The organism is Lentzea sp. NPDC037011 (genome assembly GCF_055607425.1).
The window spans coordinates 105,668-123,449 of record NZ_JBVJRT010000007.1; the positions used below are offsets into that span (position 1 = coordinate 105,668).

16 protein-coding genes are annotated in these 17,782 nt (G+C 72.3%); 13 read left to right on the forward strand and 3 right to left on the reverse strand.

Annotation, left to right across the window (positions count from 1 at the left end):
• Positions 1-115 precede the first annotated feature (115 nt).
• From ACZ7CH_RS22755 to ACZ7CH_RS22780, 6 genes are all read left to right on the forward strand, one after another.
• The gene (locus ACZ7CH_RS22755) at positions 116-691 is read left to right on the forward strand and encodes a hypothetical protein (protein WP_458431301.1); all 576 of its coding nucleotides are present in this window, start codon (positions 116-118) and stop codon (positions 689-691) included.
• A gap of 91 nt (positions 692-782) precedes the next feature.
• Positions 783-1,493, forward strand: coding sequence for a DUF4142 domain-containing protein (locus ACZ7CH_RS22760; protein ID WP_360396252.1), 711 nt, complete (start codon positions 783-785; stop codon positions 1,491-1,493).
• A gap of 175 nt (positions 1,494-1,668) precedes the next feature.
• A complete protein-coding gene (locus ACZ7CH_RS22765; RefSeq protein ID WP_458431302.1) occupies positions 1,669-2,496 on the forward strand; it encodes a 4Fe-4S domain-containing protein in 828 nt (275 codons plus the stop codon).
• On the forward strand, positions 2,493-3,860 hold the full coding sequence (locus tag ACZ7CH_RS22770; protein WP_360396255.1) for an NAD(P)/FAD-dependent oxidoreductase: 1,368 nt from the start codon (positions 2,493-2,495) through the stop codon (positions 3,858-3,860). The genes ACZ7CH_RS22765 and ACZ7CH_RS22770 overlap by 4 nt, the downstream gene beginning before the upstream one ends.
• Positions 3,861-4,109: 249 nt before the next feature.
• A complete protein-coding gene (locus tag ACZ7CH_RS22775; protein ID WP_360396257.1) occupies positions 4,110-4,703 on the forward strand; it encodes a hypothetical protein in 594 nt (197 codons plus the stop codon).
• An 11-nt stretch (positions 4,704-4,714) separates the two neighbouring features.
• Entirely contained in the window at positions 4,715-6,952 is a 2,238-nt protein-coding gene (locus tag ACZ7CH_RS22780; protein WP_470374780.1) for a type VII secretion system-associated protein, read from the forward strand.
• A gap of 112 nt (positions 6,953-7,064) precedes the next feature.
• Here ACZ7CH_RS22780 and ACZ7CH_RS22785 read toward each other — a convergent pair whose 3' ends face one another.
• Together ACZ7CH_RS22785 and ACZ7CH_RS22790 are read right to left on the reverse strand one after the other, a co-directional pair.
• Positions 7,065-8,384 carry a cytochrome P450 gene (locus ACZ7CH_RS22785; RefSeq protein ID WP_360396261.1) on the reverse strand — a complete coding sequence of 440 codons (1,320 nt, stop codon included), beginning with the start codon at positions 8,382-8,384 and terminating at the stop codon, positions 7,065-7,067.
• A 110-nt stretch (positions 8,385-8,494) separates the two neighbouring features.
• Complete coding sequence (locus tag ACZ7CH_RS22790) at positions 8,495-9,436, reverse strand: beta-ketoacyl-ACP synthase III (RefSeq protein ID WP_360396263.1); 942 nt, start codon at positions 9,434-9,436, stop codon at positions 8,495-8,497.
• Between the two features lie 99 nt (positions 9,437-9,535).
• Between ACZ7CH_RS22790 and ACZ7CH_RS22795 the strand changes: the two genes are divergently transcribed.
• Positions 9,536-10,132, forward strand: coding sequence for a TetR/AcrR family transcriptional regulator (locus tag ACZ7CH_RS22795; protein ID WP_360396265.1), 597 nt, complete (start codon positions 9,536-9,538; stop codon positions 10,130-10,132).
• Positions 10,133-10,153: 21 nt separating this feature from the next.
• Here the strand turns inward: ACZ7CH_RS22795 and ACZ7CH_RS22800 are convergent, their stop codons facing one another.
• Positions 10,154-10,615, reverse strand: a complete 462-nt coding sequence (locus tag ACZ7CH_RS22800; RefSeq protein ID WP_360396267.1) for a hypothetical protein — start codon at positions 10,613-10,615, stop codon at positions 10,154-10,156.
• A 116-nt stretch (positions 10,616-10,731) separates the two neighbouring features.
• On the opposite strand from ACZ7CH_RS22800, the gene ACZ7CH_RS22805 reads away from it, so the two are divergent.
• The 6 genes from ACZ7CH_RS22805 to ACZ7CH_RS22830 all read left to right on the forward strand — a co-directional run bounded on the left by ACZ7CH_RS22805 (position 10,732) and on the right by ACZ7CH_RS22830 (position 17,782).
• Positions 10,732-13,278: an AfsR/SARP family transcriptional regulator gene (locus tag ACZ7CH_RS22805; RefSeq protein WP_470374781.1), complete on the forward strand. Its 2,547-nt coding sequence runs from the start codon at positions 10,732-10,734 to the stop codon at positions 13,276-13,278.
• A gap of 36 nt (positions 13,279-13,314) precedes the next feature.
• Positions 13,315-14,220 carry a LysR family transcriptional regulator gene (locus ACZ7CH_RS22810; protein ID WP_470374782.1) on the forward strand — a complete coding sequence of 302 codons (906 nt, stop codon included), beginning with the start codon at positions 13,315-13,317 and terminating at the stop codon, positions 14,218-14,220.
• 103 nt (positions 14,221-14,323) lie between these two features.
• Complete coding sequence (locus ACZ7CH_RS22815) at positions 14,324-15,472, forward strand: CaiB/BaiF CoA transferase family protein (RefSeq protein WP_470374783.1); 1,149 nt, start codon at positions 14,324-14,326, stop codon at positions 15,470-15,472.
• Positions 15,469-16,215: a crotonase/enoyl-CoA hydratase family protein gene (locus tag ACZ7CH_RS22820; protein WP_458431308.1), complete on the forward strand. Its 747-nt coding sequence runs from the start codon at positions 15,469-15,471 to the stop codon at positions 16,213-16,215. The genes ACZ7CH_RS22815 and ACZ7CH_RS22820 overlap by 4 nt, the downstream gene beginning before the upstream one ends.
• Complete coding sequence (locus tag ACZ7CH_RS22825) at positions 16,212-16,937, forward strand: acetoacetate decarboxylase (protein ID WP_360396276.1); 726 nt, start codon at positions 16,212-16,214, stop codon at positions 16,935-16,937. Before ACZ7CH_RS22820 ends, ACZ7CH_RS22825 begins: the two co-directional genes overlap by 4 nt.
• On the forward strand, positions 16,934-17,782 hold the full coding sequence (locus ACZ7CH_RS22830; protein ID WP_470374784.1) for a 3-hydroxyacyl-CoA dehydrogenase NAD-binding domain-containing protein: 849 nt from the start codon (positions 16,934-16,936) through the stop codon (positions 17,780-17,782). Before ACZ7CH_RS22825 ends, ACZ7CH_RS22830 begins: the two co-directional genes overlap by 4 nt.

Below are 17,782 nucleotides of genomic sequence, written 5' to 3' on the forward strand. Positions count from 1 at the left end.
CCTTGCCCCATCAACCGTCTCAAGTCGAGAGGCAAATATTCCTCACGAAGTTCGTGAACCGTTGCCGGATCGTGTCCGTACTCCTCGGTACCCAAGCCGAGAAAGGACCCTGCCGATGCGACGTGGACAGGCCGTCACCGCCCTGGCGGCACTGGCTCTCAGCCTCACCGCGTGCGGCAGCTCGCAAACGCCCGCCACCACGCCCGATGGCGGTCTCAAGGCCGCACCGGCGGACCTGAGCAAGGTCACGCTGCTCGCGGTGGCGGAGTCCGCGCAGGTCGGCTGGCACGTCACCGACGGCGACGGCCTGCCGCTCTACCGGTACGACAAGGACACGCCCAAACCCGCGAAGTCCAACTGCGAGGGTGAGTGCGCGAAGGCGTGGAAGCCGGTGAAGGCCGACAACGACCCGATGGCCGCCGGCGTGGACCCCGGTCTCATCGGGACCGTGACCAGGTCCGACGGCACGAAGCAGCTCACGATCGCCGGGTGGCCGCAGTACACGTTCGCCGAGGACGAGACGGCCGGTGACCTCAAGGGCCAGGCCAAGGGCGGCGTGTGGTTCGCCACCGCCCCCAACGGCGCCAAGATCACCGGCGGCAAGGCCCAGAACAACGCGAAAACCGGTACGACCGGTGCCACGCCGACGGCGCCACCGCCCTCGTCGTCCGCGGCCGCACCCGGTTATTGACCTCGTGCCGATCCCCGGAACCAACTTCCTGAACCAACTCCCAGAACCAACTCCCAGAACCAACTTCCTGGACAACGAGGACTTCAAGACGATGACCAGAGCCCTCGCCACCGTCTTGGCGATGTTGTTCCTGTTCTCCGGCGGTGCGGTCACCGCGTCCGCCCAGCCCGCGGACACCGGGGGAACGGTGCAGGCCGAAGGCGGCCCGTTGACCGCGAACGACCGGGACCTCCTGGTGAAGGTGCGCCAGGCCGGTCTGTGGGAGATGCCGATGGGCGAGCTCGCCCAGACCAAGGCGCAGAACCCGCGCGTGAAGGTGGTCGGGAAGCAGCTGATGCTCGACCACATGAAGCTGGACGAGGCGGTGAAGAAGCTCTCGGCCCAGCTGAACGTCCCGATCCCCGACCTGCCCAGCGCGGCGCAGCAGTCCTGGATGGACGAGCTGAACGGCCTGGAGGGCGCCGCGTTCGACCAGGCGTTCGCCGACCGGCTGCGCGCGGCGCACGGATCGGTGTTCGCGTTCGTCGCGAAGGTGCGCATCCAGACCCGCAACGACCTCATCCGGCCGTTCGCGCAGGTCGGCATCGACGTGGTGATGAAGCACATGACGTTGCTGGAGAGCACCGGCCTCGCGGGTGACGCCGCGTTCGCCGAGCCCGTGCCCGCCGGCGGCATCATCAACGCGACCCTGGCCTCCGGTGAGGGGCCGAACATGTGGGTGATCCTCACGGTCACCGCCGCGGGAGTGGTCCTGACGATCCTCCTGCTCCGAGTCCTCCGCCCGCGACGGCCGGTGCGGTGAGTCTGCAAGACCCCGTCTGAAAACGGGAAACGGAGGTGGTGTCCCAGGTCAGAGGCACTCCAACGCGGACCTGTTCCCACCCGCCCGGCCCTGCTGTGCCCACTCCTGCACCGCAGGACCGGGCGGGTTCCCGCGAGAGTTTCACCCGTTCGGAGTTCGTTCGGAGGAAGTGTTGTTGTCCAGCCAGATTCCGCTCCTGGTGGCCCAGGCGTCCGAGTTCGACTCGGGCCTGAAGAAGATGGCCCAACTCTCCGCCAGGCTGGCTTACGTCTTCATGTGCGCGACCTTGTCCTGGGGCGTGCTCATCGCGACCGGGTGGGCCGAGAAGCTCACCGGCCGGGAAGGACTGAAGAACGGGCACATGGTGCTCGCGTCGCTCGCGATCGCGTTCGGTGCGGTGCACGCCTTTGCGTTCACGTTGCTGCAGAACGGGGCGTTCAGCTACGTCAAGCTCATCCTGCCCTTCGTCGACGGCGGCCTCTTCCGGCACGCCCTCGGCATCCTCGGACTGGAGGTCATGGCCGCTATCGCCATCCTGGCGTCCATGCGGCACAAGGTCTTCTACCGCAAGTGGCTGCGGTTCCACCAGACGGCGTACATCGCCGTGGCGATCACCGTTGTGCACTCCTGGTTCGGCGCCATCGCGAACGGCAACCTGGCCGTGCTGTGGCTCGCCGGTCTCACGATCCTCGTCCCCACCGCGACCCTCGCCCTGGCGCGGTTCCTGCCCCCGGAGGTGCTGATGCGCATCGGCATGCTGGAGCCCGAGCGGGGCAAGGAGCCCGGCATCGGCGAGGGCGACGCGATGGACGTCAGCGTCAACAACGAGAAGTGCCACCGCTACGGCACCTGCCAGGCGGAGGCCCCCGACGTCTTCCAGCTGATCGAGGACAACCGCCTGACCTACAACCGCCGCCCGCCGGAGGAGCACTTCGCCCAGGCGCGGTCGGCCGCCCGCGCGTGCCCCATGCGCGCGATCGAGATCAGGGAGCGAGTGAAGTGAGCGAGCGGATTGTGGTCGTCGGCGGCGGACTCGGTGGAGTCCGCTCCGCGGAACGGCTGCGCGAGATGGGCTTCGACGGCAGGATCACGATCCTGTCGGCCGAACGCCACCTCCCGTACCACCGCCCATGCCTGTCCAAGCAGATCATCACGGGGGAGTGGCACCCCGACGACTCGCTGCTGTCGTACTCGGGCGACCTCGACGCCGAGTGGCGCCTCAACTCCCCCGCGCTGCACCTGGACCCGAAGACGCAGTCCGTCTGGGTGCCCGGCGGTGAGGAGATCAAGTACGACGGCATGATCATCGCCACCGGCGTGGACGCCAGGGCGATGGGCGGGGCGCCGCGCCACGACCCGCGGGTGCACGTGCTGCGCACGCTGGACGACGCGGTCGCGATCCGCAGGAACATCCGCCAGTCGCAGGGGCTCGTCGCCGTCATCGGCGGTGGCTTCATCGGCTGCGAGCTCGCCTGCTCCGTGCGGCACATGGGCCGCGACGTGGCCCTCATCGTCCGGTCGCCCGCGTTGCTGGGCGGTGTCGTCGGCGACGACATCGGCAAGAAGATCACCGAGGCGCACGTCGAGCACGGCGTGCGGCTGGCCACCGGCGTCGGCATCAAGCACTGGGTGCGCCAGCCCGGCGGCATCGGCATCCACCTGAGCGACGGCCAGGTGTTCTTCGCCTCCTGCGTCGTGCTCGCCGTCGGCGCCTCGCCCGCTGTCGACTGGCTGCGCGGCTCCGGCCTCGTCATCGAGGACGGCGTGCTCTGCGACGCGACCAACCACGTCGTCGGCGCCGAGAACATCGTGGCCTGCGGTGACGTGGCCCGGTGGCCGAACCTGCGCTTCAACGGCGTCGTCCGCCGCGTCGAGCACTGGCTGAACGCGGTCGAGGGCGGCCGCGCGGCAGCCGAGAACCTGTTGGTGGGCCGCAACTCCGCCAAGCCCTACACGCCGGTCCCGCGGTTCTGGACCGAGCAGTACGGCATGCGCGTGCAGGGCGCGGGCCTGCCCGTGCTGGGCACCGACACCACCGACGTCAACGGCCTGACCGGTTTCATCGCCGACGGCAAGCTCGTCGGCATCGTCGGCCTCGAACAACCCGGCAAGATTATCACCGAGACGCCGGAGCTGTTCCGGCAGAACACCGTGGACCTCAGCCGTCCGGTGTGGACCCAGCCGGCCGAGGAGACCCCGCAGCCGCTGCCCACCACCCAGATCCCCGTTCCCGAACCAGTCGCCGCCCGCGCATCGTCGGTTCCCCCGTCGGTCTCGTCGTCGACGTCCCCGCCTTTGCAGCGGCGGAGGCACTCGCGGTCGAGGCCGGAGATGGTGCGCTCGGGCGGAGGACGCGCGAGGCCCTAGATCCGAGGCCGGCCCCACCGGTACAGGGCAAGCGGAGACGAGCGACTCCGACGCGCCGCGCGGCCAGGTGGCGGACCAGACGCCCGCGGCGTGCGCTCGTACCGCGCCGGTGGGGCCGGCCTCGCCCTCTCGCGTCCACAGCGGTGTGGCGGCCCGGTGGGCTCCCGGGCCGCCACACCGGCCTTTCCAGTCCCGCGGTCAGGTGGAATCCACCACTGGGCCCGCCGGTGCCCCGATAACGTCGTCGCCATGAGCGATCCGCCGGTGCGCAACGAGATCGGAACCGTCAACGGCGTCGCCCTCCAGGTGGGCACGATCAACGGCCCGGTCACCGTGCACGTGCCACCCGAGGTGCCCGAGGACGATCCCGGCGCCGACCCGCTCGTGGTCGACGTGCGGCTGCGCAACCTCGACTACGTCTCCCTCACCGACGGCGACCGGGTCGTGGACGTGCCGGCCAGCGGCCACTCCGTGCAGCTGATCGTCACCGGCGTGTCCAGGACTCCGGTGGTGCTCGCCGAGCTGCGGGTCGAGGTGCTCACCAGGACCGACCGGTCAGGGCCGCTGAACCGGCACGCCGCCGCGGTGCCCCGCCGCCGGTTCGAGGTGCTGCTCGACGCCACGCCTCCACGGCTGCGTGCGCTGGGGGACACCGACTTCCCCTACGAGGTCGGCCTGCACGAGTCGGAGGCGTTCGACCTCAAGGTCGTCACCGAGCAGGGCGACGTCGAGTGGGTGCTGCACCTGGACTGGGTGTGCGGGCGGCGCAGCGGGTCCCTGCGCGTCGGGCTCGGGCACTGGCCGTTCCGCACCGCCGCCCGCTACCCCGGGGCGGTGCGGTGACGGGAGGTCGCGTGTACGTGCTGACCCACCCCGTCCGGGTCGTGCCGGTGGTGGTCGAGAACCCCGCGTTCGCCGGCGTGGTCGAGGTCAGCACCCGCACCCACATGAGCGCGGTCATCGCTCCGGGACCGGTCACCGGGCCGGTGGCCGAGCACGTCCCGCTCACGGGGCACAACGTCGTGCTGCGGGTGCGCGGCGCGGTCGTGGTCGAACGGGTCGGCATCGCGCAGGTCCTGGAGCTGCCGCTGGACGCCGACGGGGTCAGCCTGGTCCACAACCACCACACCGCGCCGCTGACACCGGACTTCGTCGAGGAGGTGGTGCGGTCGGGCGCCGCGTACGCGCCGCTGGCGGCTCCCGACGTCGAGGTGGACCTGGACCGCGGCACCACGCGCGGACTCGACGGCGCCACGACCCTGCCGTTGCGGGTGGCGGCGGGGGAGGTCGCCGAGCTGGTGCTGGCCCCGGTGACGAACGTGGTCGACCTGGTGCGGTGGACGCTGGTCGTGCACCTGCGCCGCGGCGAGGACACGGCCGCGGTCACCGCCGGGCTCGCGGTCACCGCGGAGACCTCGATGGGGAACGGTGCCACCGGGGAACGTGCCGCGGTGCAGGTGTTCTACCCGGACCACTGGCACCGGGGTGCCACGCGGAAGGACGTCGTGGCACGGCAGGGGGCGGCGGAGTTCTACGCCTTCGCGGCCCACCTGACGGCGGACGGTTCCGGGTTCGTCCGCTTCCCGGAGCTGGACGGGGACCCGGAACCCGCCGAGGCTACCCGGCTGTGCGCGGAGGCCGACCGGATCGCGGAGGAGGGCGACCGGGACGCCGCGCTCGCCGCGTACACCGCGGCGGCGGAGGCCGGCAGCGGTGCCGCCGCGTTCCGGCTGGGCCACCTCGCCGACGTGACCGGGGCCGTCGAGGACGCCGTGCGCTGGTACACCCTCGCGGCGCGGCGGCAGTTCCGGCCCGCGTTCAACGACCTCGCGGCGCTGTACAACCGGCTCGGCCGCCTCGACGAGGCCGAGCACTGGTACCGGCGGGCCGTCGAGGTCGGCGACTGGGTCGCGGTGAGCGGGCTGGGGGTGGTGCTCGTGCGGCGCGGTGCGCCCGAGGCGGAGGCCGTGCTCCGGATGGCCATGACCACCCCGGCCGGCGAGGCGATGGTCAGGACCACCGGCGACGAGTACGCGCACCGGGTGCGGCAGGCCGCGGCCGTCGCGGCGGGTCTGCTGGGCGACCTGCTGGTGGCGCGGGGCCGCGTCGACGAGGCGGCCGAGGTGCTGCGGGAGGCGGTCCGCGGTGGCAACGCACTCGCCGCGCACTCGCTCGGGCAGCTGCACCACGACCGCGGCGACCTCGACGCGGCACGGCGGTGGTGGCGGGAGTCGGCCGAGGCCGGGTTCCCGTTGAGCGCCCACCACCTGGGCCGGCTGGCCGAGGAGGAGGGGGACGCCGCCGAGGCCGAGCTCTGGTGGCGGCGCGCGGCCGCGGCGTTGCCGGCGACGCTGACCCGCGGCACCTTCGCCCTGGACGGGGAGCACGGGGTCAGCTTCGTGATCGGCGACCTCGCGGAGTCCGGGGAGGTGCTGGCCGCGTACGCGCTCGGCATCCGGTTGCGCTACCGCGGCGAGGCCGAGGAGGGCGGCCACTGGCTGCGGCTCGCGGCGCGCGCCGGTCACCGGGCCGCCCGCTACGAGCTGTCCGACGAGCCGGACTGGACGCAGGTGGCCGAGGTCCACCTGCTGGAGCCGCACCGGCTCGCCGTGCGGCAGGACGGCTGGTACCGCCTGCCCGACCCCGGCTGGACGGCGGGCGCACCGGTGCCGGTCGACGCGCTCGTGGGCGCGTACGCGGTCGACGGGGACGGTGGGCTCGGCCCGTTCCAGCCGAACCCGCTGTACGTGCCGCAGACCAGGGCGCTGCCGACCGATCCGGTGCACGCACTGCTGAGGCGGGTCCTGACCGACGAGGCCGCCGGTGCGCGGCTCCTCGGCCTGCTCGCCGGCACCGTCGTCGAGATCGCCACCGACGAGCGGGGCCACCTGCGGCTGCTGCGGTCCCCGGACGGCCGGCCGTGCGTCGCGGTCGTGACGGCGGAGCTGCACAAGCGGCGGCTGCCCGCGGTGCGGTGGCACCGGGTCGTCGGTGACCGGCTGGCCGAGGTGGTCCCGGACGAGGTCGAGATCCTGCTCAACCCCGGTGACACCGCTCAGCTCCTGCTGCTGACGGCCGCCTTGCGCCCATGACCGGCACGGTCCGCGTCGGGCACGGCGCACCGGAGGTGGTCACGGCCGGGAGCCGAGCGGGCACGCGCAGGCGCAGTCCGAACAGGACACCGGCACGACCGCCCGCCGTGGCTCAGCTGAGCAGCTCGTGCGCCGACGTCGTCGGTTTGCCGGGGTGGACCGGCAGCGACTCCAGGCCGTACACGATCGACAGCCTGCGGAACGCGAGCGCCCCCGGTTCGACGGCCAGGCGCATCTGCGGGAACCGCCGCACCAGTGCCGGGTAGGCGATCCGCAGCTCCATCTTGGCCAGCTCCGCGCCGATGCAGCGGTGGGCGCCGTAGCCGAACGCCAGGTGCTGGCCCGCCGCGCGGGACGGGCAGATCCGGTCGGGGTCGGAGTACACGTCGGTGTCGCGGTTCGCCTGCGACAGCGAGCACACGACGATGTCGCCCGCCTTCACCCGCGTGCCGGCCACGTCGACGTCGCGGCGGGCGATGCGCGGGAACGCGACCTGCACGACCGTGTGGTGCCGCAGCAGCTCGTCGACCAGCGAGCTCACCGCCTTCTCGTCGCCGTGGACCTGCTCCATCAGCTCGGTGGAGCGCAGCAGTGCGAGCGTGCCGAGCGAGATCATGCTGGCGGTGGTCTCGAAGCCGCCGGTGAGCAGGCCGTCGGCGAGGCCGGCGAGCTCGTCGTCGTCCAGGTCGTCGCCGTGCTTGCGGATCAGCTCGCCGAGCAGGCCGTCGCTCGGGTTGGACCGCTGTGCGCGCACCAGCTCGCGGAAGTAGACGATGGACTCCGACACCGCCGACAGCGACGCGGTGGCGGCGCCGGCCAGGTCGAAGCGGGCGACGCTGCGGCGCTGGAACTCCTCGCGCTCGCTCAGCGGCACGCCGAGGAGCTCGCAGATCGTCAGCGCGGGCACCGGCAGCGCGAAGTCCTCGACCAGGTCGACGGCGCCGTCCTTCATCGACATCAGGTCGAGCTGGTCGGCGACGATCTGCTCGATCCGCGGCACCAGCCGCGACAGCCGGCGCATGGTGAACTCCGGCGTCAGCACCTTGCGCAGCCGGGTGTGCTCCGGCGGGTCGCTGAAGCCCAGGCCACCCGGCGCCTCGTCGGCGAACAGGCCCAGCTCCTTGAGGTGGCCGAAGTCGTTGCTGAACGCCTCGACGTCGACGAGCACCTGCTTGGACGCCTCGTGGCCGGTCACCAGCCAGACCGGCACGGGCAGTGGCAGCCTGGTCACCGGGCCGTGCGCGTGCATCCGCGCGAGCTCCGGGACCGGGTCCACACCGTTGCGGCGCAGCGGGGCCAGCACGCGCGACGGCACGAACCACGACGACTCCAGGTCGAAGCCGGTTCGGCTGAGCCGGGCGAGCAGGCGCCGTCCCACCCACTCGGTCAGTCGGGAGCGCACGTCCGTGCCCGACCGCAGCATCTGCTTCATGAGACGGTTTCCCTTCGGCGGCAAGGGGGCTGAGGGATCGGACAATAGCGACAGGACCGTGCGCGTGTCGTCATACCTGAGATCTAGTACCCAGGTAGGTACGCCCGTTCTCAGGGAGTGGTGACGACCTGGCCGGCCCACGACAGCCCGCCGCCGAAAGCGAAGAGCAGCACCGGAGCACCCGAGGGCAGCTCGCCGCGTTCCGCCATTTTGGACAGCGCGAGCGGGACGGAGGCCGCGGAGGTGTTGCCGGAGTGGACGACGTCACGTGCGATGACCACGTCATCGGACAGGTCGAGCTTGCGGGTGAGCGCCTCGACGATCCGCAGGTTGGCCTGGTGCGTGACGACGCCGGCGAGGTCGGTGGTGGCGATGCCCGCCCGCTCGCAGGCCTGCCTGGCGATCGCGGGCAGCTCGCTGGTGGCCCACCGGAACACGGCCTGGCCCTCCTGGGCGAACCGCGGCTGCCACTCGTCGACGAGCCGGACGGCGCCGCTCCTGGTCGGGTCGGAGCCCCACACCACCGGGCCGATCGCCGGGTCTTCCGAGGCGCTGAGCACGGCGGCGCCCGCGCCGTCGCCGAGCAGGATGCACGAGCTGCGGTCGGTCCAGTCGACCAGGTCCGACATCTTCTCGGCGCCGACCACCAGCGCGTGCCGGGCGGCACCGGCGCGGATGGTGTGGTCTGCGGTGGCGAGCGCGGTGCAGAAGCCGGCGCAGGCGTTGTTGAGGTCGAACACGACCGCGGAGGGGATGCCGAGCCGGGCGGCGACCTGGGCCGCGGTCGACGGGCTGCGGTCGATCGCCGAGCACGTGGCCACGATCACCTGGCCGATCTCGGCCGCCGGCACCCCGGACGCGGCGAGGGCCTTGGCGGCGGCCGCGGCGGCCATGTCCGTGACGGACTCGTCGTCGGCGATGCGGCGCGTGGCGATGCCGGTGCGCTGCAGGATCCACTCGTCGTTCGTGTCGACCATCTGCTCCAGGTCGGCGTTGGTCAGCACCCGTTCCGGCTGGTGGTGGCCGAACGCGACAACACGGGATCCGGACAAGGTCAGCTCCTTCAGCAGGCGGGTCGCCGGGAATATAGCAACCGATCGGTCGGTAGCTGAAGGGCCTGTGATCATCGTCGGCGCGGCTATCATCAGGCCGTGAGCCCGCGCCGATCTGCCGCCGACACCCGTGAGACGCGGCAGCGCATCCTCGGCCACAGCCTCGCGATCGCCTCGCAGGAAGGCCTGGAGGGGCTCACGATCGGCCGGCTCGCGACCGAGCTCGGCATGAGCAAGGCCGGGCTGCTGGGCCACTTCGGCACCAAGGAGGCGTTGCAGCTCGCCGTCGTCGACGCCGCCGCGGAGGTGTTCCTGCGCGAGGTGCCGCGCCGGGTCAAGCAGCTGCCGTCCGGGCTGCCGCGGCTGAAGGACGTCTGCGAGGCCTGGGTGTCCTACCTGGAACGCAACGTGCTGCCCGGCGGCTGCTTCTTCACCGCGGCCACGGCCGAGTTCGACGGCCGCAGCGGACCGGTGCGCGACGCGCTGGCGGGCATGAACGCGTTGTGGCGCCGCGACTTGCGCATCCACATCCGGCGCGCGGTGTCCGACGGGGACCTGCCGCCCGACACCGACGTCGAGCAGCTGATCTACGAGCTGCTCGGGATCATGCTGGCGCTCAACCACTTCCTGCAGCTGGAGAAGGACCCGGCGGCACCGGCGCGGGCCCGTCGCGCGCTGGAGCGCCTGTTCCGCTGACCGCTCAGGTCCGAAGTGGACTCACGTGTTCCGCCGCTGCGCCAGCCGGACCTGGATCGACTCGACGGTCACGCCGCCGTCGGCGTGCCGCTGCAGCTTGCCGCGGCTCACGAGGTCGTGCACGCCCTGCCGGGTGATCCCGAGCATCGCCCCGGCCACCCCGAACGACACGTGCTGCCGGCTCGGGTGACCGGCCCTGCGCGCGACGACCCGGCCCAGCGGGGTGGCCCACCAGCCCTCCGGCGGGTCGAACGGGGTGTCGCCGGGGTACAGCACCGTCATCAGCCGGATCGCCAGGTGCCGCGCCTGCTCGTCGCGGCCGCCGAGCAGCTGCTCGGCCCACGTGTTCGCGTCGGCGTGCACCTGGTCGTGCAGCGCGTCGAGGTCGGCGGTGGGCAGCAGGATCTCCAGCGGGTCCAGCAACCGGCTGGTCACCAGGCGGATCAGGTCCACGCGCAGTTCGAGCTGCTCCTGACTGCTCACTTGACAGAAGATAGCAAGTACTTGACGGCTTGTGTCAAGTACTTGCGCCGTCCCAGCCACCACCACGAGCGCGTGGCACGTGTCCGGTGTGCGTCCGGTAGTTACGATCAGGCGCTGTGGAGTTCCGGGTGCTGGGGCCGGTGGAGTGCTACGGCGACGACGGCGCGCGCCTGAACCTGGGCCCGCCCAAGCAACGGGCCGTGCTCGCGCTGCTGCTCGCCCAGGCCGGGCGGGTGATCCCGGTCGACCGGCTGATCAGCGTGCTGTGGGACGACGCACCGCCCAAGACCGCGCTGAAGAACCTCCAGGTCTACGTCTACCAGCTGCGCAAGGTCGTCGGCTCACGGCTGCTGTCGCGCGCGCCCGGCTACCTGATGTCGGTCGACGCCGCGGAGCTCGACCTGATCCGGTTCACCGGGCTGCTGGAGGTGGCCCGCCGCGAGCGGACCCCGCAGCGCTACCGGGAGGCGCTCGCGCTGTGGCGCGGGCCCGCGCTGGCCGACCTCGCCGCGTCCGGGCTGCTGCGCGGGGTGGTCGCCCGGCTGGAGGAGCTGCGGCTGGCGGCACGGGTCGAGTGCGCCGAGGCGGAACTGGACCTGGGACGGCACGTCGAGGTCGTCGCGGACCTCTCCGAATGGGTGCGCGAGCACCCGTTGAACGAACGGCTGCGCGAGCAGCAGATGACCGCGCTGCACCGCGCGGGCAGGCCGGCCGAGGCGCTGGCGGCCTACCGGGAGTGCCGCGGCGTGCTGGCCGACGAGCTGGGCGTGGAGCCCGGTGAGCGGCTGCGCCGGTTGCAGGCCGAGCTGCTGCGGGCGAAACCCGTTGGCGCGCAGGCGGTCCGGCAGCTGCCGCCGGACGTGGTCGCGTTCGCGGGACGGTCCCGCGAGCTCGCGCTGATCCGCTCGCAGGTCCGGCCCGACCGGGTCGCGGTGTGCGTGGTCACCGGGCAGGCGGGCATCGGCAAGTCGGCGCTGGCCGTGCGGGCGGCGCACGAGATCGCCGGGTCGTTCCCGGACGGCCAGCTGTACGCGGACCTGTCCGACGGCGCCGCGGACCGGGTGCTCGGCCGGTTCCTGCGGGCACTGGGCGACCGGCCCGGTGACGAGGAGGCGGTGCGCTACCGGTCGCTCACGGCGGGGCGGCGGCTGCTCGTGGTGCTCGACAACGCCGCCACGGCCGATCAGGTCCGGCGGCTGCTGCCGACCGGTCCCGGCTCGGTCGTGCTGATCACGTCGCGGCGGCCGCTGACGGCGTTGCCCGGCGCGTCCTGCGTCCGGCTCGGCGCGCTGCCGCTGGACGAGGCCACGCAGCTGCTGTCCGGGGTGGCCGGTCCGGTCGGTGCCGCCGCCGAGCTGGTGCGGTGGTGCGGCGGGGTGCCGCTGGCGCTGCGGATCGCGGGCGCCCGGCTGGCAGCAGGTCCACAGTGGACGGCCGGGGTGCTGGCCGCGCGGCTGGCCGGCGAGACCCGGCGGCTCGACGAGCTGCGGCTCGGTGACGTGGCGGTGCGGTCGGCGTTCTCGGTCAGCTGCGCCGAGCTCGGTTCTCCCGCTGCGGCACGGGTCTTCCGGTTGCTCGGGCTGCTCGACGGCCCCGACTTCGCGGTGGCCGCGGCGCGGGCGCTGACCGACGTGCCGGACGTGGAGGAGCTGCTCGCCGAGCTGGCCGGCGCGCACCTGGTCGAGGAACCGGTGCCCGGCCGGTTCGCGGTGCACGACCTGCTGCGCCTGTTCGCCCGCGAGCGGTGCCGCGCCGCGGAGTCGCCGGCCGAGCGCGCGCTCGCGCTGGCACGGCTGCACAAGCACTACCTGGAGGCGCTGGCGGACAACCCGGGCGACCTGTGGCTCGCGGAGGAGCGCGACAACCTCCTCGCCGCCGCCCACCAGGCGTCCCCCGCCGACGCGATCGCCTTCGCCGCCGGGCTGTCGTGGTACTTCCGGCGGCGCTCCGAGCTGGCCGACTGGGCGGAGCTGAACGTGCTGGCGCTGGAGGCGGCGCGGTCGCTGGGGGACGTGCGGGCGGAAGCCCTGGCGTTGAAGGAGCTCGGCGCAGCCTGCGAGCGCGGGTTCCGGTTCGCCGAGGCGCTGGCGCACTGGACGGAGGCCCTGGAGCTGGCGCGGTCGCTGCACGACCGGCAGCTGGAGGCGGTGCTGCTGAACAACCTCGGCATCGTGCACTGGCGGCGGCGTGACCTGGCGGCGGCCCTGTCGTCGCTGGGTGCCTCGCTGGCCCTGCGGGAGGAGCTGTCCGACGCGCGGGGTGCGGCGTACGTCCGCACGAACCTCGGGCTGGTGCACGCCGCTTCGGGGGACCTGCCGGCCGCTCTGGGGTGCTACGAGGAGACCCTGCGGACGTTCCGGGCGTGCGGTGACCGCTCCGGCGAGCTGCACGCGCTCGCGAACACGGCCGACGCGCACCGCCGGCTGGGGTCGCTCGACCGGGCGCTGGAGCTGGCGGCCGAGGCGCTGGCGCTGGCGCGGTCGGTGGGGGACCGGCAGATCGAGGCCGGGATGCTGCTCGACCGGGGGAGCGTGCACGAGCTGGCCGGGCGCGCCGGCCCGGCGCGGGAGTCGTACGCGGAGGCCGGGGAGCTGTCGCGGCGGATCGGGTTCCGCTGGGGCGAGTCGGAGGCGGCGCGCAAGCTGGCGGCGCTGGACGGCTGACCGGGGAGCGCGGCCGAACGGCCTAGTCTGGGGTCCGTGGAACTGCTGCACCTCAGGTACTTCGTCGCGGTCGCCGAGGAGCTCAACTTCTCCGCGGCCGCCCGCAAGCTGCACATGGCCGCCTCGCCGCTCAGCCAGCGGATCAAGGACCTGGAGCACGAGCTGGGCAGGCAGCTGTTCGACCGCAGCACCCACCACGTCGCGCTCACGGAGGCGGGCACGGCGCTGCTGCCCATCGCGCGGGACGTGCTCGACCGGGTCGGGTCGATCCGGTGGCGGCTCGACGAGGCGACCGGGCCGCAGCGCGCGACGGTGTTCGTCGGCATGCCCCCCGGCGTGCACCCGGCCCTGCGCGAACGCGTGGCGGTCCTCGCGGAACGGGTGTGCGGGCGGTTCGAGCTCAAGCGGTGGCCGGGGTCGAGCACGGACCTCGTCGAGGGGGTGAAGGACGGCAGGCTCGGGCTCACGCTGGCCAGGCTGCCGGTGCAGGAGCCCGCGCTCGCGACGGTGCACGTGATGTCGGAACGGCTCGGGGCGGTCGTCCCGGCCGACCGGTTCGCCGGGCACGACTCCGTCAAACTGGCCGAACTCACCGATCTCGCCTATGCGCGGTCGCCCGAGGAAATCATGCCGTCGTATTTCGAGCAGCTCGACGCGCAATTGAACGAACTGGGCATCAAGAAGCGCATCCAGCTCACGAACACCGGTTACGGCGGCGTGAGCGAGCTGGTGTCCGGCGGGCTCGCGTTCTCCGTCTCGATGCTCGACGAGGAGAGCTCGATGCGGGGCTACCAGCTGGAGAACATGGTGGTCCTGCCGTTCGCCGACTTCCGCGCCCAGCTCGACACCGGCCTGCTGTGGCGGCACGACCGCGGCGAGGGCGACCTCCGGGAAATCGTCCGGATCGCGCAAGAGCTGTTCGCGGAACCGATCGCGAAATAATGGTGTGACCGCCGTGGTCATGCCATTGTGAGCGACTTGATCGTTCCCTTCGGAGAAAACCCGCACTAACTTCGGTGGTGCAGGAACTTCGAAAGGACGAACGATGCAGGACATCACCACCGGTCCGTTGGACGGCGTGCGGGTGATCGACCTCTCGACCGTGGTCATGGGCCCGTACGCGGCCCAGATCCTCGGAGACCTCGGCGCCGACGTGATCAAGATCGAGTCCCCGGCCGACACCGTGCGCAACGGCCGCCACCGCACCACCCCCGGCATGACGCCGCTCAGCCTCAACGTCAACCGCAACAAGCGCAGCATCGCCCTGAACCTGAAGGACGAGGACGACCGCGAGTGCGCGCTCAAGCTGATCGACACCGCCGACGTGCTGATCACCAACATGCGGCCCGGCGCGCTGAGCAGGCTCGGCCTGGACTACGCCGACGTCGCCGGGCGCAACCCCGGTCTCGTCTACGCCCACGCCCAGGGCTTCCGCGGCGACTCCGACCGCGCCGGCACCGCCGCCTACGACGAGACGATCCAGGGCGCGTCCGGGCTGGTCGACATCGCGAACCGCGCGCTGGGCCGGCCGGTCTACCTGCCGACGATCATCGGCGACAAGGTGTCGTCGCTGACCATCGCCTACAGCGTGCTCGCGGCGCTCGTGCACCGGGACCGCACCGGCCAGGGCCAGCGGGTCGAGGTGCCGATGGCGGACACGATGATCGCGTTCAACCTGGTCGAGCACCTGTCGGGCCACGCGTTCGTGCCGGAGGAGGGCCCGACTGGGTTCGGTCTGTCGATGGCCAGGGGCCACCACGCCGTGCACACCGCGGACGGTCTCGCCTGCGTCGTCCCGTACACCCCGCAGAACTTCCGCGACTTCTTCGCCGCCGCCGGGCGCCCCGACCTGGTCGAGGACCCGCGGGTGGCCGGTGAGCGGATCGACCCCGGCGACAGCGACGACCTCATGGGCCTCGTCGACGAGTGCGCCGCGGCCCTGGCCACCGAGGAGTGGGCCGAGGTGTGCGCGAAGCACAGCATCCCGTTCGGGCCGGTGCTGGAGCTCGACAAGGCGCACGAGGACGACTACGTGCGCGACGGTCACCTGCTCGACACCGTGCGGCACCCGACCGAGGGCGAGATCCGCTCGATCGGCATCCCCGTCCGGTTCTCCGCGACCCCCGCCACTGTCCGCCGGCTCGCCCCCGTGCCCGGCCAGGACACCGCGGAAGTCCTGAAGGAGCTCGCATGACCGCCGAAGTCCGCACCGAACGCATCGGCTCGGTGCTGCTCATCACCCTCGACCGCCCGCAGGCGCGCAACGCCGTCAACGCGGCCGTCGCCGGTGGCCTCACCGCCGCACTGGACGAGCTGGAGACCACACCCGAGCTGCGGGCCGGCGTGCTGACCGGAGCCGGTGGCACGTTCAGCGCCGGCATGGACCTCAAGGCCGCGCTGAAGGGCGAGTCGCCGTCGGTGCCCGGCCGCGGGTTCGGCGGGCTGACCGAGGCCGAGCTGACCAAGCCGCTGGTCGCCGCCGTCGAGGGCGTCGCGCTGGGCGGCGGGTTCGAGCTGGCACTGGCCTGCGACCTGATCGTCGCGGCCGAGGACGCGCGGTTCGCGTTGCCCGAGGTCAAGCGCGGTCTGATCGCCGCGGGCGGCGGAGTCGTGCGGCTCACCGACCGCATCCCGCACCACCTGGCGCTGGAGCTGCTGCTCACCGGCGAGCCGATCGACGGCCGCCGCGCGGGTGAGCTGGGCCTGGCGAACCGGGTCGTGGCACCGGGTGAGGCCGCCGCCGTGGCAGTGCAGCTGGCCGAGCAGATCGCGCGCAACGCACCGCTCGCGCTGGCCGCCGTGAAGACGGTCGTGCGGTCCGCCGACCGCTGGACCGCCCAGCGCGAGGAGATCGCGAAGTTGATGAGCACCGCCGATGTGCGCGAGGGCATGACCGCGTTCGCCGAGCGCCGGGCTCCGCAGTGGACAGGAGAATGACCGTGCTGGGTGTCACACCGTTGAGCGCACCGGCGTTTCCCGCCGTGCAGCCCCGGTTCTTCGACCGCGAGTACCTCAACATCGTCTACCGCACCGATCCCGAGGCGCTGCGCGCCGTCGTGCCGCAGCCGCTGGAGGTCGACGAGCCGCTGGTCCGGTTCGAGGTCATGAAGATGACCGACGTGACCGGCTACGGCCCCTACACCGAGGCCGGTCAGGCGATCCCGGTCGTGTTCGACGGCGAACGCGGCGAGTACCTGCACGCGATGTACCTCGACAGCTTCGCCGCCACCGCGTCCGGCCGCGAGGTGAGCGCCTACCCGAAGGTGATGGGCTCGCCGTCGCTCTACGCCGACCGCGGTGCCCTGGTCGGGACCCTCGACTACGGCACCGTCCGGGTGGCCACCGCGACCATGGGGTACAAGCAGTACGAACTGGACACCCGTCTGGCTGAGGCGGAGATCACGGTTCCAACGTTCATGCTGAAGACCATCCCTGGATATGACGGAACGCCGCGGGTCCAGGAGCTCGTGCGCACGCGGATCACGGACGTCGTGGTCAAGGCCGCGTACACCGGGCCCGCGCGCCTGCAGCTGTTCCAGCACGTCCTCGCACCGCTCGCCGACCTCCCCGTGCTGGAGGTCGTGTCCGCCAGCCACATCGTCACCGACCTGACGCTCGCTCCCGCCAAGCCGGTCCACAACTACTTGGAGGAAGCGTGAACACCGGGAAGAAGGTCAGCACCGTCGCCGTCATCGGTGCGGGGGTGATCGGCCTGTCGTGGGCCCGCCTGTTCTGCGAGCACGGCCTGACCGTGCGCGTCGCCGACCCCCGCCCCGACCTGGTGGTCCCCGACGGCGTCGAGGTCGCGGCGACCGTCGCGGACGCGGTGCGGGACGCGGACCTCGTGCAGGAGAACGGCCCGGAGGACCTGGAGTTCAAGAAGACCCTGTTCGCCGAGCTGGTCCGCGAGGCCCCCGCGCACGCGTTGCTGCTGAGCTCGTCGTCCGCGATCCCGTCCACCGCGTTCACCGCGGGCATCGACGGATCGCGTGTCCTGATCGGACACCCGTTCAACCCGCCGCACGTGATCCCGCTGGTCGAGGTCGTGCCGGGCGAGCAGACGACCGAGGAGTCGGTCAGCCGCGCCGTCGAGTTCTACCGCTCCGTCGGCCGCACGCCGGTCGTGGAGCGCAAGGAGGTCCCCGGTTTCGTCGGCAACCGGTTGCAGGCCGCGCTCTCCCGCGAGGCCGCCTACCTCGTCGAGCAGGGCGTCGTCACGCCGCAGGACCTCGACACCGTCGTGACCAGCTCGCTCGGTATCCGCTGGGCGACCGTCGGCCCGTTCCTCGGCGCCCACCTCGGTGGCGGCCCCGGCGGGTACCGGCACCTCGCCGAGCACATCGGCAGGTCCATGCGGGACCTGGCGCTCGGCACCCCCTCGGACGACCCCGAACGGCTCATCAGGGCCGTGGAAGACGCTTACGGCTCCTCCACGTACTCGGCGCTGGCCGAGGCGCGCGACCGCAAGCAGCTCGCCGTTCTGACCGCAGTGGAGGACAACTGA